This is a genomic window from Vagococcus sp. QWL-13 (genome assembly GCF_058683555.1).
Map to the genome: position 1 here is coordinate 1,759,711 of NZ_CM178746.1, position 16,837 is coordinate 1,776,547.

Sequence of the window (16,837 nt, forward strand, 5' to 3'; positions counted from 1 at the left end):
GTCTTAGTTGTAACTTTCAACGATTTCTAACAATTCTCCAGTTTCATAAATTTCAACGTCAGGTTTTATTCCTCTATCCAAGACTTCTTCATATTTATTTAAAAAAATGACTTCCCAGTCTGCTTGTTTAGCTCCCACCACGTCGTTTTTATAAGAATCGCCAATCATTAAAAACCGCCGCCCTTCTGCTTGCACACGTTCTTCAACAAGTTTAAATATTTCCAGTTGAGGTTTTGCCAAGTCAAGGGCCCCGGAAATAAAGAAATACTCAGGAGCGATCCATTGGTCAAGGTTCAACTGCTGAATTTTTTTCATTTGATGCTCTTCAGGACCATTAGTCAAGACTGCCATTTGAACACGACGGTCAGAAAAATAATCCAAAACTTTTATCATCTCTGGGTCCAGCGTGATATTATTTTGAAAATATTCATAAACTTCTTGAAACTCCAACAATTCTGAAGAATCTATTTGAATATCAAATTCTTGAAAGGCTTTCCCCATCCGGTAGATATACATTTCTTCCATGCTCATCTGACCGCACTGGCTTTGATAAAAAACTTGGTGGCTGTACGCCTGTCGGTGGCAGTACAATTCTTTTAAAGGAATTGAATATTTATCGCCAAATACCTGATGGTAAGCTTGTTGAAAAGGAACAAACTGGTCATACAAGGTGTCATCCACATCAAACACAACTGTAAACAAATGAAACCCAACTTTCCTTCGTATTTTCGATTAGTCATTGACTAATCCCCCATAACCGTCCTTTCTACTCTAACATATTCTTGACTTTTTTCGTACAGGAAAGCAGGAAAATAGCATTAAATTCTGAAAATCGATTGAAAAAATTTTCCTTTTTTTAAATTATTTGACACTTACTTTCTCCTATTTGGTTATTTAAGCTTAAAAGAACGATTATAATCCCTCTATTTGATCGCCACCCTAGGCAGTCAACTTCTTTTTTGATATAATATACCGCGTAGAAGATGAAAATGAGGTGAGGAATCTGAATACTTCTAATAAAGATAATAAAAACAATAAACAAAAGAAGCAAATATCAGCTAAAAAAATAATGAACAAAAAAACACTGATTTTCTCCTCCATCATTTCCATGGAAGTTTTGAAATCGACCCTTTATTTTTTCCTAGCCGTACTCTTTTTAGGCGGTTCCCTTGCACTTGGAATCGGCTTAGGGTATTTTGCCAATCTGGTGGAAAGGACGGATATTCCATCAGGAGATGAAATCGTCAGAGCAATCAATGATATCGAATTAGTTTCCCATGTTAATTATTCAAACGGAGAACAGATTGCCGAATTGCGCTCTGACTTGATCAGAACACGTGTCAGCAAGGAAAATGTTTCTCCGCTAATCAAACAGGCATTGATTGCCACAGAAGATGAATATTTTAACAAACATGAAGGTATCGTCCCCAAAGCTCTGATTAGAGCCATGGTTTCAGATATCACTGGTTTAGGAGGAAAATCAGGAGGTTCGACAATCACCCAGCAGCTGGTAAAACAGCAACTCCTGACAGATGAAATAAGTTTTCACCGAAAAGCAAATGAAGTCCTGTTGGCACTCAGAGTGGAAAAGTTCCAAACAAAAGAAGAAATCCTGACCGCCTATTTAAATGTTTCTCCTTTCGGGCGAAACAACAAAGGACAAAACATTGCCGGTGTGGAAGAAGCTGCTCGAGGGATTTTTGGCAAACATTCAAATGACGTCAGCCTGCCTCAAGCGGCATTTATTGCAGGACTTCCCCAAAGTCCAATCATCTATTCTCCTTACACTAACACAGGGGAATTAAAAGAAGATTTGTCAGAAGGACTTGCACGGAAAGATACCGTTTTAAGCAATATGTACCGTGAAAAATACATCGACAAGAAAACTTACGAAGAAGCCAAAAATTATGATTTGACAGCAGATTTTCTTCCGAGAGAAGAGATTAATCAACCCGATAATGGTTACCTTTATTATTACGTTGAAACACAAGCCATTGAAGCGCTGATGGCAAAACATTATCAAAAGGATAATGTGGAAAAAGAAAATGTCTTTTCCCAAGATGTGTTATATGAAAAGTATTATAAGATGGCAGAACGTGATTTACGCAGGAACGGCTATACTGTTGAAACAACAATCGATAAAAATATATATCAAGCCATGAATAATGCTGTCATGAATAATGCTGGATTGCTTGAAGATTGGTCCGGCGATACGATTCAGCTTGGCGGTATTTTGATGGAAAATCAAACTGGTAAAATCCTTGGTTTTGTGGGCGGCCGCGATTATGCGACCAACCAAAACAACCATGCTTTTCAGACCAAACGATCTCCCGGATCCACTATGAAACCTATTGTTGCTTACGCCCCGGCAATCGACAAAGGATTAATCGGCACAGAATCAAAACTGGCTGATTTCAAACGCAAGTATGGTTCGGAAAACACTAATTTAACAAATTACGGCGGCACATCTAGCGAATCCTTTATCTCTGTCAGAGAAGCTGTCAGGGAGTCGGGAAATATCTCAGTAGTCAATCTGTATGAAAGACTTTTGGAAAGTGCTAACCCTGCTGAATATTTCAGCAAAATGAATATCGACATTTCTGACAGTGTCACGAATCTTTCATTGCCTTTAGGGACCACAGATTTGAGCGTCTATCAACAAGCCAATGCTTATCAAACCCTTGCAAACAAAGGCGCTTATTTGGAAGGCTACGTGATTTCAAAAATCACAGACTCTAATGGAGAAGTGGTTTACGAGCACAAACCCAATCCTGTCCAAGTGTTTCAACCTGCTACTGCCTCAATCATGGCTGATTTGATGCGGGATGTTTTGACAGGCGGTACTGGAACAACAGCAAAATCCAGTTTGTATAATTATGGTGCAGCACTTGGGAATGCCGATTGGGTCGGTAAAACAGGGACATCTGAGGAAGATAAGGACTTTTGGTTTACAGCATCGACTCCAGGTGTTACCTTGAGTACTTGGATTGGAAAATCTTACGGCAAGCAAATGCCCCAAAGCTTCGGGCAAAATAATATGCGCGTATGGGCAGCGATTGCCGGTGCTGCTTATCAAATCAATCCTGACATTTTCCAAACTGCACAGCGTTTTGATTTAGATCCTTCAGTTCATGTTGCCAAAGTCTCCAACATCACTGGTACGAAAATGGGTACTGCCTACATCAACGGCATACAGTACTATACGCCCGGCAAAGAAGTTGCTTCTTATTTTGTACCAGCTAGCGGTCCCCTTGACCCGACTTTCCGTTTCGGGATAGGCGGAACCGATGCCCAATATCAAAACTATTGGAATAAAAATACAAAAGTTGAAAAAAAAGAAGATAAGAAAACAACAAACAACAATAGAGATCAAAATAAAGTTGATGAAGAAAATGAGGAAGAAGAAGACGGGGAAGAAGACGAAGAATAGTAAAAACGCTAAAGATAAGTCATTAAAAAAACCGCGAAATCATTCGCGGTTTTTTTCGGCTCTATAATTTATGGGACTGATGAATCAAAAATTGATTCATCAATCCCATTTTTTTGTATTAAATAAAAAAACATATAGTTCTTCTGTTACTATTAAAGCGTCTAACCTAAACAGTAAGGAGAACTATATGCTATGACACATGATATCAAAAAATTACTAAGAATTATAGACCCTGATCTAACTATTTTAGCTGTTTCTAAAGAAGTGTATCAAGACAGGCAATCACTGATTATTGAAGCTGATTATTTACCCGCTCCTAAAGTTTGCCAAGTATGCGGTTCAAGTCCTATAGACCATGAGGGGAAGTATAGGGTCGTTAAAAATGGGACTAAATCTTCTATGATTCGGTTGGAGGACTATCATCATATGCCCACCATGATGAAGTTAAAAAAGCAGAAGTATTTTTGTCGCAATTGTCACTCATACACCACCGCTAGTCCTTACTTTGTTAAAGAAAATTGTTTTATTTCAGAGCACATCAAGTTTAAAATTTTAGATCTTTTAAAGGAGAAAATCTCGTATACCCTCATTGCCAAACTCTGTCATGTGTCTATCACGACAGTGATCAGACTTCTTCGAAGTCTAGAAGCCTACGTGCCTAACAGCCAAGTAAAAGCTGCTTTACCCACTGTCCTAATGGTTGATGAATTCCGGTCTCATGCGACGCGGGAAGATAAGATGACGTTTATTTGTGCCGATGGTGACTCTGGGAAACTTGTGGATATTTTACCGAGTCGACAACACAACAAGTTAGAAAAGCACTTTAACCGTTATCCTCAAGAAGCATTAAATCAAGTAGACTTTCTCGTCACAGACATGAATGCGGCTTATTTTAAGCTAACGAAAACCTGTTTCAAACAAGCTAAAATCGTCATTGATCGTTTTCATATTGTTAAACATATCAATACTGCGTTTAATGACTTCAGAGTGAAGGAAGTCAAGCGATTAAGGAAACAAGGGCACCTCTATGAAGCCCAAAAAATCAAAACTAACTGGAAATTACTATTAAAGGATTATCAAAACATTGATTGGACCAATTATCGTAGTTGGCGAAGCTTTAGATCTCCTAAATATCCTCTCCTCACGGAGGGAATGGTGATTGACCGACTGCTCTCTTACTCGCAAAGGCTTCACGATACCTATCACTGTTTTCACAACCTGTTGAACGCCTTTAGGAGCAAAGATGTCGCCTTATTTTTCAAACACTTGGAAGACTTGCCGGAACATCTTGATAAAGAGTTTAAACAGAAAGTACAAAATCTATTAAAGTATGAAGTAGGCATCACTAATGCTCTTATTTACCCGTATTCCAATGGCAAATTGGAAGCCAAGAATACCCATATTAAAACACTAAAGCGAGTGTCCTACGGCTTTAAATCATTTCGTAACATGAGAATCAGAATTTTTATGATGAATGGTTTAATACAAATAAAATAACGGAAAAAGGAACCAAGCAGGAGTGTTCACTTCTACTTAGTTCCAAACTAATTTTTACTCATCAGTCCTATTTGACAAAGAGCCTTTTTTTCTAGCTTATATTCTTTATTTTGTTGAGCCGCGTTTATTGATACCATGAGGCAAAATGACGACTTTTTCTTCAATTTCTTCTTTGTTCATCAACTTGGTCAACAACCGCATGGCAACTGCTCCAATATCGTACAAAGGCTGTGTGATACTTGTCAGTCTTGGGCGGACGATTTCAGTCAACAAGGAGTTGTTGCTTGTAACAATCTCAAAATCATCTGGTATTTTTACGCCATTATCTTGTAAAGCATTGGCGATACCCACTGCAAGTTCATCAGATACCACCAAAGCAGCAGTAGCTCCGCTGTTTAAAACTCTCTCAGCCAAATCAACGCCTAATTTGTATTCGAAATTGGACTCAAAGATTAAGCCCTCTGAATATTTCAAGCCTTTTTCTTTCAACGCTTCTTTGTAACCTGATAATCTTTCTTTCCCATTGATTGGGTCCAGCAAAGGTCCGCTGACAAAGGCAATTTTTTCATGTCCGTTGTTTGCCAATAGTTCCACAGCTTCTTTCGTTGCACCTTTGTAGTCGATATTGACAGAACCGACCTGATTATCCGGGTCCACAGAACCAGCTAAAACGATTGGTGTTCTGGAACGTGAAAATTCGGCACGAAGCTGGTCTGTGATATGGTGGCCCATAAAAATAACCCCATCCACTTGTTTAGCTAATAAATTATTTAACACATTGACTTCTTTTTCTGAATCTCCATCTGAATTAGTCAAGATGATATTATATTTATACATTGTCGCAACATCGTCGATTCCTCGCGCAAGTGAAGAAAAATAGATATTACTTACATCGGGGATAATTACGCCGACTGTTGTCGTTTTTTTACTTGCAAGACCTCTGGCTACCGCATTAGGCCGGTAGTCTAAACGGTCAATCACTTCCAATACTTTCTTTCTGGTAACCGGCTTGACATTTGGGTTGCCATTTACAACACGTGAAACAGTTGCCATGGAAACATTTGCTTCTCGTGCAACATCATAGATGGTAATCGTTTGTTTTTCCATCTCAACATTCCTTCTTTCTTTTATCTTCATTTATACATTTTCTGAAAAAGTAATTTACATTTCTCAATTTATAGATTAACAAATTGTATAACATTTTGCAAGCGTTTTATCGTATTTTTCATGAAAAAAAAAGAAAATTTCATCTATAACGTTCAAAAAGAGGCAAATTCTTCGAATTATTGCCTCTTTGTGTTTATTTTATTGATTTTTTTAAGGCTTTTAAATTATCTCTCATAACAGAAAGATAATCTGCTCCTTCATCTTGTTGTTTTTTAGACAATGTTTCTAAAGTTGACAGAGTGGACACTTCAGCCTTTGTTGCCGTTGCAATAGTATCAGCTAATTTGCTTGATCCAGCCTGCTCAATATAAATAACAGAAATTCCTTGATTTTTGACATAGTCTTCAAGCTCCGCCAATGTTTTCGCACTTGGTTCTTCATCAGGAGTCAAACCGGTGATCGCCACTTGATTAAGATGGTAACGGGAAGCTAAATAGCTGAAAGCTGCATGTTGAGTGATAAAGGTCTTTTTCTGTGCCCCTTCAAAAACTTCTTTGAAATCTTTGTCAAGATCTAAAAGTTCAGCACTAAATTTTTCATAATTTTTTTGATAGATAGTTTTATTTTTTGAATCAACTTCTGCCAAGCCTTCATAAATTGCTTTTGCTTCTTTTTCTGCCAAAACAGGGTCTAACCAAACATGGGGATCGGCACCATGGGAGTGGCCCTCGTGTTCTTCATGGGCATCACCATCCTCTTCTTCCCCCATTAACTCAATATCACTGCTGGCTTCAATAATTTTAACTTTTGATGTATCTACAGATTTTAATACAGAAGGAACCCACGTTTCCATTTCCTTTGAATTATAGACAAACACGTCTGCTTCTTGAATTTTAGCAATGTCTTTGGCACTTGGCTCATAGTCATGGGGCTCGACCTCTCCACTCATCAAAACAGACACTTTTCCCTGATTTCCCACAATTTTTTCAGAAAAATCATACATTGGATAAAAAGTCGTCACAACTTTTAATTTTTTATCCCCTGTGGAATTTTCTTTTTCTGTTGAACATCCTGCAAAAATAAATAAACCTAAAACACTAAGCAATATAAATAATCTAGACTTCATATAAATTCTCCTTAATTTTTTCAAATCGTAATCATTACTATTTGTATTATACATAAAAAAAAATAGAACGCAATATTTTTTTACTAATCCAAGCATTTTTTCTCAATCCATCGACTATAAAATTAGGCTAAACAATTAAAATAATCATTTGTGCTCACTAAAAATAGTTCATACGAAAAGGTTATAAGAAAAACTGAAATTAGTGTGGTTCAATCTTTTTACCCTATCATTTCCCAATGATAGATTTTGATTCGATTCGTATTCTTTAACTAAATATGCTATGCTAAAAACTGATAAAATGAACGGGGTGAAAAAATGACTATTCCAAATTGTCCAGAGTGTGGTTCTACATACGTCTATCAAGATCAGGCATTATTTATTTGTCCTGAATGCGGTTTTGAGTTTACAGAGTCGGCCAGTGAAGCTGACGAGGAAATAATCGTGAAAGATGCTAATGGCAATCCTCTAGCAACCGGCGACACTGTAACGGTGGTCAAAGACCTAAAAGTCAAGGGCGGCTCAGGTCCTATTAAAAAAGGCACTAAAATTAAAAATATCCGTATTCTTGATGAGCCTGTCAATGATCATAATGTAGATGCTAAAGTTGATGGAATCGGCATGATGCAATTGAAATCAGAATTTTTAAAGAAAATCTAAGCCAAAAAATACGGCTAAAAGAAACAGTTCTCCAAAAATATTGGGAACTGTTTCTTTTTTTGTCAGAGCTATTTAGTCTATTTTGTTTTTCCTGCAACTTTCCACTGCTTTGCCAAAAATCTCAAATACCGGATTGAAACAATCAGAACAATCCATAATGCGATAACTTGTTCCAAACGTAAAATAAACCAAAACAATCCAGATATAGTCGGAAAAGCACTTCCCAAGAAGCCTGTTGCAAGCTTAAAAGCCACTGCCGAAATCACTAAAGGAAAGGTTAGCGCTGCAGAGGTAGGATAAAATGGAAGACTTAACAATTTAGGTAACTGATATAAAACATAAGCATAGAATACTTGGGCGACAATTAACTGGATAACCACAAACCAAACTATTTTTTCATCAAAAACGATCATATAGCCTGCTAAATTCAAAGAAACAGGAGCTGCTAAAATAGCTAATGTGGGGCGCAATGGCTCTGGTAAGGGTAAATTTTTTAAACGTTTTAAAACCGCTGGCAGTAAAATAAAAAAAGCCAGAAATCCAAAAGCGTAAACTATTTTCCCTAAAACCTGTTGCTTAAATAATGAGGACGTCATACTGACCACCACTATGCCTACATAGACAATAAACCATGATGGCAACACCAGCGATAATTGTTTTTTATTGACAAAGGTCGCTGTAAAATAAATCAATAAACTCAAATGAATAAAAATCCCCAAAATCCAGATTAATAAAGCTAGCCAATAACTCCATGGCAATAAAAATTTCGAAATTAAAATCATTCCCATACTCAATGTTGGAGCAATAGCGGCTATGGGTACTTCTTTTATTTGCTTTAGAAAGCCGGGAAAATCAAACATGATTTTCAAGGCGACACCCAAGAGAATCGATCCGCTGACGATCACACAGAAGATACTCAACCATTTGACTTCACTAAATAAATTGGCCAAACCAACAAAACTTAATCCGACAGCTGCGGCAGGCAACGGCAGTATTTGTAATAAATTCTTCATGATTCTTCTCTGCTTTCTTCACTAATTTTTCCAATCAGCGGTGCAGTTGCAGGATTGATTTTACCTGCTTCGATCAATTGTTCGGTCACCCAAGCTACCACCTCACCTGTGATTTTAATGCAGTGCGCCTTGCGTCCTTCAGATTTAAAATCATCTCCACGCCACTTTCTCGTAATAATCCGACAGCAACATGAACCATATTCTTGTTTGATGTAATCATGAAGTTCTTTAGAAATTTCAAACATTTCCGGATCCATAGGCTCCCCTTTTTTTCGGCCATAAACCATCCCCAAAGCAATTTGACCGCCAGAAACGGCACCACATAAACATTGGGCCTTACCCATCCCAATAGGGAAACCGGAGGCTAGTCCAACCACGCTGTCATCATAAGGTTTTCCTAAGGCTTCATTCATAGTATCAACAACTGCTTCAGAACAATAATAGGTGCCAGACCGGAAATATTCCTTAGCTGCTTCTCTAACCATCTCAATATATGCTTCTTTTTCCATCGATTTAAAAGTCTCCTTAGTTCTGTTCATTTTATTTTTTTCTTGTAAAAATTCCATTTTTCTATCAAAATAATTTGACTTTATTTACTGCCCATAAGAGCTGCACCAATCGCTCCCGTATATTGCGCCAATTCGTGAGTCTGAATGTCCTGTCCTGTATATTCTGCTAATAATTCCGCTATTTTTTTACTTTTAGCCAGACCGCCGGAAAAAAACACCTCTCCCTTGTAGGTATTGCCGATGCGGCTGAATTGACTGGCTATTCGCTGACAAATCGAATGTAAAACACCTAGAGCAATATCTTCACGCCTCTGCCCTTCGGCAATCAAGCTAATGACTTCTGATTCAGCAAAAACGGTGCACATGCTATTGATTTTCACCGGAGTCGCTCCATCTACAAAGACATCTAAATTTTCAATAGGTTCTGCTAAAATAGTCATTAAAACTTCGATAAAACGCCCTGTTCCGGCGGCGCACTTATCATTCATGCTGAACTCGGTGACAAAGCCCAGTTTGTCCAATTGAATCGTTTTGCTGTCTTGACCGCCAATATCGATAATACCGGTGGTCCTTGGTTGGAGAAAAGCTGCTCCCTTAGCATGGCAACTGATTTCTGTTACTGATTTAGCCGCTATCATCAATTTACGACCATAGCCAGTCGTAATGACAGGAACTTTACCTGTTTCATCTAATTCCTTTAAAACTTGTTCCATGGCTTTTTTAGGATTCCCGGCAGTTAAAACTAATGATGAGCCGATTATCTGACAATTTTTCATCAGCACACCCTTCGTCGTTGTTGATCCTGAATCTAATCCGATTACTTTTATCATAATCTTGCTTCCAGCATTTCGATAAAGGCTGCCACTCGTGTATTGATTTGTTCGATATCTGAGGTGGAATAGTCGGTCTCTAAATAAAGATAAGGAAGCTCTTTTTGCTCATTACAAAACTCTTTCACCTTTAAAGATTCGACTGAAAAAGGCGTGCAAAATTGCAAAACCATATCTACAACACCATCCACTTGATACTCATCAATCATCCGGTCTAACATCTCTAAACGAGGCTGATTATCCCACATACAAGCACAGCCGATGTTGATATATTTTTCTGCCAAGGCTTCATAGACATCTTCCTTATTTTCATCTACTAATTGTTCAACAGGTTTAGCCACCGTACAATTTTCATAGGCTACGATTTCACCCCCATGCTCCTCAATGGCACGAATCACTTTTTCCGTCACACCGCCGATTGGCGAACCAGTGATTAAGATTCGCGGTTTTTCAGACCTTACTTCGTCGCGTTGCCTATAGTCCATCAGCACTTTTTCAGTGGCTGTGTTTAAATTATTTATCAAAGCTTCTTTATCGAAAGAATAATTGGCTCCGTACATCATCTTGAAAATATCCGAACCGCTAATAGCAGCAGGTTTTAATTTTCCTAAACCATAAAAATCTTTACGGGCTTGTCTTTCCCGGTTCTTATCCTTGATGGCTTGGCGGATGGCTTCTTCGGTAATAGTCACACCTAAATAAACCTCTAATTTTTCTTTGAATCGAATAATTTCAGCTTTCCACAAATCAAAGGCTTCTTGACTATTGCGCATATTTGGCAAATGCATCAAATATAATTCCTTAAAACCAGCCATATATTCATACATTTTTTTCTTGCCGTCACAGGTGGCTTCTCCCACGATAATATCGGAAAAATAAAAATAGGGACACTTATCTGTTTTACCGAAACCATAGCTAGATTTTATTAAGGGACAAAGGTTACGTGGTAATTCTTCCTCTGCATCAGGAATCGTTTCATCCGAAGTGGAGCACAAACTAATCTGCAATGCCCCTGCTGCCGTAGTAATCTCTTCTGGCATAAAGGTACAATAAACGCCTACTATCGGTATCCCTTGCTCTTTTAAATTTTTAACACTGATAAAACCTTCACGACGTGCCTCAGCAAATTCATCAAATATTTCAGGTAAAGTTGTCTTTAATTCCATTACTTTGCTCCTTCTAATGTTTAAATAGTAAATAAAACTGAAATAAACCTCCTGTCTGTTGTCCAAGAGGTCTTAATCTTCAATTAACCTATTTTCTACTTACTATTTCGTCACCTATTGTGAATGAACGAGCTTGATAACTAAAATAAAAATGCGAAAGATAATCGCTTTCAGTTATGGGATCCACCTATTTGTCACAGCTTATGCCACTCAAATAAATTTATAATAGTAGAGACGGCCAATCAAAGTAAGACTTAGAAACTTCTAAGTTAGTTGCTAAACAGACTCAACCAACAAGATGATAGTTTGCTTTCATCAGACATCCCCACTTTCTTTTATTATTAACAAAACTTTTTAAATAACGCTTACAAGGTTCCTCCCTGAGTATACATTGCTTATTTTTGTTTTTCAACATTTATTTAGCTTACCTAAAAAATATTCAATTTTCCAGTTAAAAATAGTGAGGATAATGAGTATGAATCATTCTTTCAAAAATCCTTGGTCTCATTCCTAGTCAAATGACACAAATAAAAAATACCCATGATTTGCAGCTTCTTCAAATTAGAATAACCTTCTAACTTTTAAGAATCTCCACAAATCTCTGAGTATTTTTTAAAATCATTATTTTTTCTTCTTACCTTTAGGATCAAAGCTAAAGGCATCTTTCATTTTATCAAAAAAGCCTTCCTCTTGCTCCCCAACACTATCTCCGCCAGCTTCGGCAAAGTCTTTCAAAGCTTTTCTTTGCGCTTCGTTCAGGTGTTTAGGTGTAATCAGCTTCACTGTCACATGTTGATCTCCGTTGCCGCTTCCTCTCAGACGTGGTGCTCCCTTACCGCGCAAACGGAAAGTTGTTCCTGTTTGAGTACCTGCCGGTATTTTTAACTTCACTTTACCGTGAACAGTTGGCACTTCGACTTCAGTCCCCAAAGTCACTTGGACAAAACTGACTGGCAAATCATAAAAGATATCTGAACCTTCACGGTTAAAGATGTCACTTTCTTCCACTCGGAAAACTACGAATAAGTCGCCATACGGACCGCCGTTATACCCAGCTTCTCCTTGACCGCTTAAACGCATTTGCTGACCATCTTCAACGCCTGCCGGAACATTGACTTTCACGGAATGATTTTCAGTCACACGTCCTGAACCATGACAATCCACACATGGGTCTTTGATTATCTGACCCTTGCCTTGACACTCTGGACAGGTCTGACGGCTCATCACACGGCCGAGGGGCGTCTGACGTTCTACATTGATCGTTCCTTGACCATGACAGCGCGGACATGTCTCAGGATGAGTACCCGGTTTAGCACCAGAACCATGACAAGTCTTACATTGATCTTCACGTTTGAATGTCACATTTTTTTGCGTACCAAAAATAGCCTCTTCGAAAGATAAATTCAAGGAATATTGTAAATCAGAACCTTGACGAGGTGCATTAGGATTAGCCGATCTGCCGCCACCGCCAAAAAACGATTCAAATATATCTTCAAAGCCGCCAAAACTTCCGCCTCCGAAACCTTCAAAGCCGCCAAAACCGCCAGCACCAAAATTAGGATCCGTGGACGCGTGTCCATACTGGTCATATGCGGCTCTTTTTTGGGAATCGCTAAGGACTTCATAAGCTTCTGAGACTTCCTTAAACTTTTCATCAGCCCCGGGCTCTTTGTTGATGTCGGGATGATATTTTTTAGAAAGTTTCCGATAAGCTTTTTTTATTTCATCTTCAGAGGCACTTTTAGATACACCCAAAACTTCATAATAATCTCTTTTCGCCACGGGCTTTCCTCCACATTTCTAATTATTCTTTAAAACCTTTTAAATCATATCACACTTCACCATAGGAAGAAACTCCATTCTCTGATAAAGTGGGATTCAAGCAGAGAAAGCCAATTCCCTCCAAAGGTCACTGGCTTTCATCACGAACATTATTTTGTATCATCGTCCACTTCTTCGAAGTCTCCGTCTACCACATCATCAGCAGAACCTTGAGCTTCATCAGCTCCTTGAGCCGCTTGTTGTTCTTGGGCTGCCTGTTCATATAATTTAACTGTCAACGCTTGGACAATTTCATTTAGTTCATCCCGTTTTGTCTTCATTGCTTCTAAATCATTAGCTTCGACTGCTGCTTTCAACTCGTCACGTGCAGTTTCTGCCTTTTTAACTTCTTCCTCGTCAACTTTGCCTTCAAGTTCTTTCAAGGTTTTATCGACTGAGAAGAGCAATGCGTCCACATCGTTACGCAAATCAGCTTCATCTTTTTTAGCCTTGTCAGCTTCGGCATTTGCTTCAGCATCTTTGACCATTTTTTCAATTTCTTCATCTGTCAAACCTGAAGAAGATTTGATTGTGATTTTTTGCTCTTTTTGAGTTCCTAAGTCTTTTGCACTAACATTAACAATCCCGTCTTTATCAATATCAAAAGTTACTTCGATTTGAGGCACACCGCGTGGAGCTGGCGGGATATCTGTCAACTGGAATCTTCCCAGTGTCTTATTGTCAGTAGCCATCGGACGCTCACCTTGTAGTACGTGAATGTCTACGGCCGGCTGGTTGTCTGCTGCAGTAGAAAACACTTGAGATTTGCTAGTTGGAATTGTTGTGTTACGGTCAATCAGTTTGGTAAATACTTGCCCCATTGTTTCGATTCCCAGTGATAGTGGTGTAACATCAAGTAAAACAACGTCTTTCACGTCACCAGAGATAACGCCACCTTGAATCGCTGCTCCCATTGCCACAACTTCGTCCGGGTTCACTGATTTGTTAGGTTCTTTATTCGTTTCTCTCTTCACTGCTTCCACAACTGCCGGAATACGGGTAGAACCGCCGACTAAAATAACTTCGTCGATTTCAGAAGCTGATAATCCAGCATCTTTCAATGCACGACGAACTGGTCCTTTAGTTCTTTCTACAAGATCTGCTGTTAATTCATCAAATTTTGCACGAGTCAATGTCACTTCCATATGAAGCGGGCCTGCATCTCCTGCAGTGATAAACGGCAAGCTGATTTGAGTGCTTGTCACACCGGACAAATCTTTTTTAGCCTTTTCAGAAGCATCTTTCAAGCGTTGAACCGCCATTTTATCTTTTGATAGGTCAATGCCATTTTCTTTACGGAATTCAGCAACAAGATAATCAATGATTTTGTTATCAAAGTCATCTCCACCAAGCTCATTGTCACCGGCAGTTGACAACACGTCAAATACTCCGTCACCCAACTCAAGAATCGAAACGTCAAAAGTTCCTCCGCCTAAGTCGAACACAAGAATTTTTTCTTCTTTTTCTACTTTATCCAAACCATAAGCAAGAGCTGCTGCTGTCGGCTCGTTGACGATACGTTCAACTTCTAAACCGGCAATTTTACCAGCATCTTTTGTTGCTTGACGTTGAGAGTCGTTAAAGTAAGCTGGAACTGTAATAACCGCTTTAGTTACTTTGTCCCCGAGATATTCTTCAGCGAAACCTTTCATATATTGTAAAACCATGGCAGAAATTTCTTGAGGGGTGTAAGATTTCCCTTCCATCTCGATCTTATAACCTGTCTGCCCCATATGACGCTTAATCGAAGACACAGTATTCGGGTTGGTCACTGCTTGACGCTTTGCAACTTCCCCTACTTGAATTTCCCCTTCTTTAAATGAAACAACTGAAGGAGTTGTACGGTTTCCTTCTGGGTTTGGGATAATTTTTGCTTCTCCGCCTTCTAATACTGCTACGGCAGAGTTTGTTGTTCCTAAGTCGATACCTATAATTTTGCTCATAATCACTTGCTCCTCTGTTTTATAATTTTATTTTTACTGCGCTACAATCACCATAGATGGTCGCAACACACGATCATACAATTTATATCCTTTTTGAAGCACGACAACAATTTCTTCCACTTGTTGCCCTTCTTCAATCGGCACAGTTTGCACTGCTTGATGAAGGTTAGGGTCAAATACTTTGCCTAATGCTTCGATTTCTTCGATTCCCGAAGTTTTGAAAGCAGCTAGTATGCCGTCTTTCACCATTTCTACACCTTTTTTCAAATTCTCTACCTGTTCTGCTGAAATTTCAGCCTCCAAGGCCCGATCTAAATTATCCAGTGCAGGAAGAAGTTCTTTAGCTAAATCCTGTGATCTAAAGCGGACAAGAGCTTCTCTTTCTTTTTGAAATCTGTTGCGCATGTTGGCAATTTCTGCCTGTGCACGGAGGAATTTATCCTCTGCTTCTTCCAATTCGATTTTTAACTGTTCTTCGGAAGACAATGCTTCTATTGAACCTGCTGATGATTGTTCCTCGTCAACAGCCTCAACATTTTCAGCTGCTGCTTCTGTTACCTCATCCATTGTTTCTTCCTTGTGTTCTTCTGCCACTTTACTCATCCTTTCGCTACGTCTTTATGAATCCAACAAACGGTAATAGTCTGCTAAATAGTCCGCCAATTCATGTCTAAAGGCTTCGACTAGACCAAACATGCGAGAGTAAGCCATGTTCGTCGGCCCCAAGATTGCAATGGTTCCGGTCCCATGCTCAGCCACATCGTAAGAAGCGGTAATCAAGCTCATGTTGGTCAATAAATCATTTTCGATTTCTTCGCCGATTCGAATCTGTATCCCTTCTTTAGGTGCTTGAATAAGAGAGGAAACCTGATTCTGGTTGCTCATCAAGGAATAAACCAGCTTGAATTGATGGACGTCTGGAATCAAATCCACATCAAGCAAATTCATCTGTCCGCCGATATATACCCTTTCTTCAAATGCGTGACTCAAGATGGATTCAAAAATATCCATGATTCCTCTTGGCGTTTGAAAATATCTTTGCAAAATCAAAGGAATTTCCGTACGCAATTTATTATACACAGTGATCAAGGGTTGCCCGACCAACTTATCATTGATGATTTGAATGATTTTTTCAATATCGCTGCTGGAAATATCATCAGGAACTGTAAAAACTTGGCTCTCCACATTTCCTCTGTCAGTAACAATAATTGCCATCAGTTGTTGATTGTTTAACGGAACAACTCGAAATCCCGTCAATCTCCGATCATTCATCTCAGGTCCCAAAGAAAAAGCTGTATAACTGGTTAAATCAGATAGAACTTGAGCTGATTTTTCGATAATTTCATTCAATGCGGTAAAATTCCGGTTGAACGATTGTCTGATAGATGACAATTCTTCATTAGTCACTGTGGAAGGTTTTAAAAGATAGTCTACATAAAAACGATACCCCTGTACGGAAGGCACCCGCCCGGCAGAAGTATGAGGTTTTTCAATAAACCCCTCTCTTTCAAGGAAGCTCAAGTCATTTCGAATAGTTGCGGAACTGGCATTTATGCCGGCGTTCATCAACGTTTTCGATCCTACTGGTTCTCCTGTCGCTGCGTGCAGCTGAACCACAAGGGCCAATATATCTAATTGTCTTTGTGATAGCATTCCTTTCACCTCTTTTTTTAGCACTCAAGTATCCAAAGTGCTAATCACATGTCTCAGTATACCAAGACAACAATCTCTTGTCAAC

Annotated in this window: 14 protein-coding genes; 3 read left to right on the top strand and 11 right to left on the bottom strand. The window is 38.9% G+C overall.

From position 1 onward, the window contains the following. Positions 1-3: 3 nt before the first annotated feature. The gene (locus tag AC4PHI_RS08160) at positions 4-702 is read right to left on the bottom strand and encodes an HAD family hydrolase (protein WP_492199421.1); all 699 of its coding nucleotides are present in this window, start codon (positions 700-702) and stop codon (positions 4-6) included. Between the two features lie 367 nt (positions 703-1,069). Between AC4PHI_RS08160 and AC4PHI_RS08165 the strand changes: the two genes are divergently transcribed. Together AC4PHI_RS08165 and AC4PHI_RS08170 are read left to right on the top strand one after the other, a co-directional pair. After that, a complete protein-coding gene (locus AC4PHI_RS08165; protein ID WP_492201565.1) occupies positions 1,070-3,430 on the top strand; it encodes a transglycosylase domain-containing protein in 2,361 nt (786 codons plus the stop codon). Between the two features lie 192 nt (positions 3,431-3,622). Continuing rightward, positions 3,623-4,927, top strand: a complete 1,305-nt coding sequence (locus AC4PHI_RS08170; protein WP_492199422.1) for an ISL3 family transposase — start codon at positions 3,623-3,625, stop codon at positions 4,925-4,927. A gap of 105 nt (positions 4,928-5,032) precedes the next feature. On the opposite strand, the gene ccpA is transcribed toward AC4PHI_RS08170, so the two are convergent. Together ccpA and AC4PHI_RS08180 are read right to left on the bottom strand one after the other, a co-directional pair. Then, the gene (gene ccpA, locus AC4PHI_RS08175; protein WP_492201566.1) at positions 5,033-6,034 is read right to left on the bottom strand and encodes a catabolite control protein A; all 1,002 of its coding nucleotides are present in this window, start codon (positions 6,032-6,034) and stop codon (positions 5,033-5,035) included. 193 nt (positions 6,035-6,227) lie between these two features. After that, a complete protein-coding gene (locus tag AC4PHI_RS08180; protein ID WP_492199423.1) occupies positions 6,228-7,160 on the bottom strand; it encodes a metal ABC transporter substrate-binding protein in 933 nt (310 codons plus the stop codon). Positions 7,161-7,475: 315 nt separating this feature from the next. Here AC4PHI_RS08180 and AC4PHI_RS08185 point away from each other — a divergent pair, with 315 nt between their 5' ends. Then, entirely contained in the window at positions 7,476-7,817 is a 342-nt protein-coding gene (locus AC4PHI_RS08185; protein ID WP_492199424.1) for a zinc ribbon domain-containing protein YjdM, read from the top strand. Positions 7,818-7,894: 77 nt separating this feature from the next. Here the strand turns inward: AC4PHI_RS08185 and AC4PHI_RS08190 are convergent, their stop codons facing one another. The 8 genes from AC4PHI_RS08190 to hrcA all read right to left on the bottom strand — a co-directional run bounded on the left by AC4PHI_RS08190 (position 7,895) and on the right by hrcA (position 16,752). Continuing rightward, positions 7,895-8,830 carry a TDT family transporter gene (locus AC4PHI_RS08190; protein ID WP_492199425.1) on the bottom strand — a complete coding sequence of 312 codons (936 nt, stop codon included), beginning with the start codon at positions 8,828-8,830 and terminating at the stop codon, positions 7,895-7,897. Further along, a complete protein-coding gene (locus tag AC4PHI_RS08195; protein ID WP_492199426.1) occupies positions 8,827-9,339 on the bottom strand; it encodes a C-GCAxxG-C-C family protein in 513 nt (170 codons plus the stop codon). The genes AC4PHI_RS08190 and AC4PHI_RS08195 overlap by 4 nt, the downstream gene beginning before the upstream one ends. An 80-nt stretch (positions 9,340-9,419) precedes the next feature. Next, positions 9,420-10,169: an acyl-CoA dehydratase activase gene (locus tag AC4PHI_RS08200; protein ID WP_492199427.1), complete on the bottom strand. Its 750-nt coding sequence runs from the start codon at positions 10,167-10,169 to the stop codon at positions 9,420-9,422. Then, positions 10,166-11,335: a double-cubane-cluster-containing anaerobic reductase gene (locus AC4PHI_RS08205; RefSeq protein WP_492199428.1), complete on the bottom strand. Its 1,170-nt coding sequence runs from the start codon at positions 11,333-11,335 to the stop codon at positions 10,166-10,168. Before AC4PHI_RS08205 ends, AC4PHI_RS08200 begins: the two co-directional genes overlap by 4 nt. 621 nt (positions 11,336-11,956) lie before the next feature. Further along, positions 11,957-13,117 (bottom strand): molecular chaperone DnaJ, encoded by a 1,161-nt coding sequence (gene dnaJ / locus AC4PHI_RS08210; RefSeq protein ID WP_492199429.1) that lies wholly within the window; start codon positions 13,115-13,117, stop codon positions 11,957-11,959. A gap of 149 nt (positions 13,118-13,266) precedes the next feature. Then, a complete protein-coding gene (gene dnaK / locus AC4PHI_RS08215) occupies positions 13,267-15,099 on the bottom strand; it encodes a molecular chaperone DnaK (RefSeq protein ID WP_492199430.1) in 1,833 nt (610 codons plus the stop codon). A gap of 33 nt (positions 15,100-15,132) precedes the next feature. Beyond that, positions 15,133-15,702, bottom strand: a complete 570-nt coding sequence (gene grpE / locus AC4PHI_RS08220; RefSeq protein WP_492199431.1) for a nucleotide exchange factor GrpE — start codon at positions 15,700-15,702, stop codon at positions 15,133-15,135. 15 nt (positions 15,703-15,717) lie between these two features. Further along, positions 15,718-16,752: a heat-inducible transcriptional repressor HrcA gene (hrcA, locus tag AC4PHI_RS08225; protein ID WP_492199432.1), complete on the bottom strand. Its 1,035-nt coding sequence runs from the start codon at positions 16,750-16,752 to the stop codon at positions 15,718-15,720. Between the last annotated feature and the right edge of the window lie 85 nt (positions 16,753-16,837).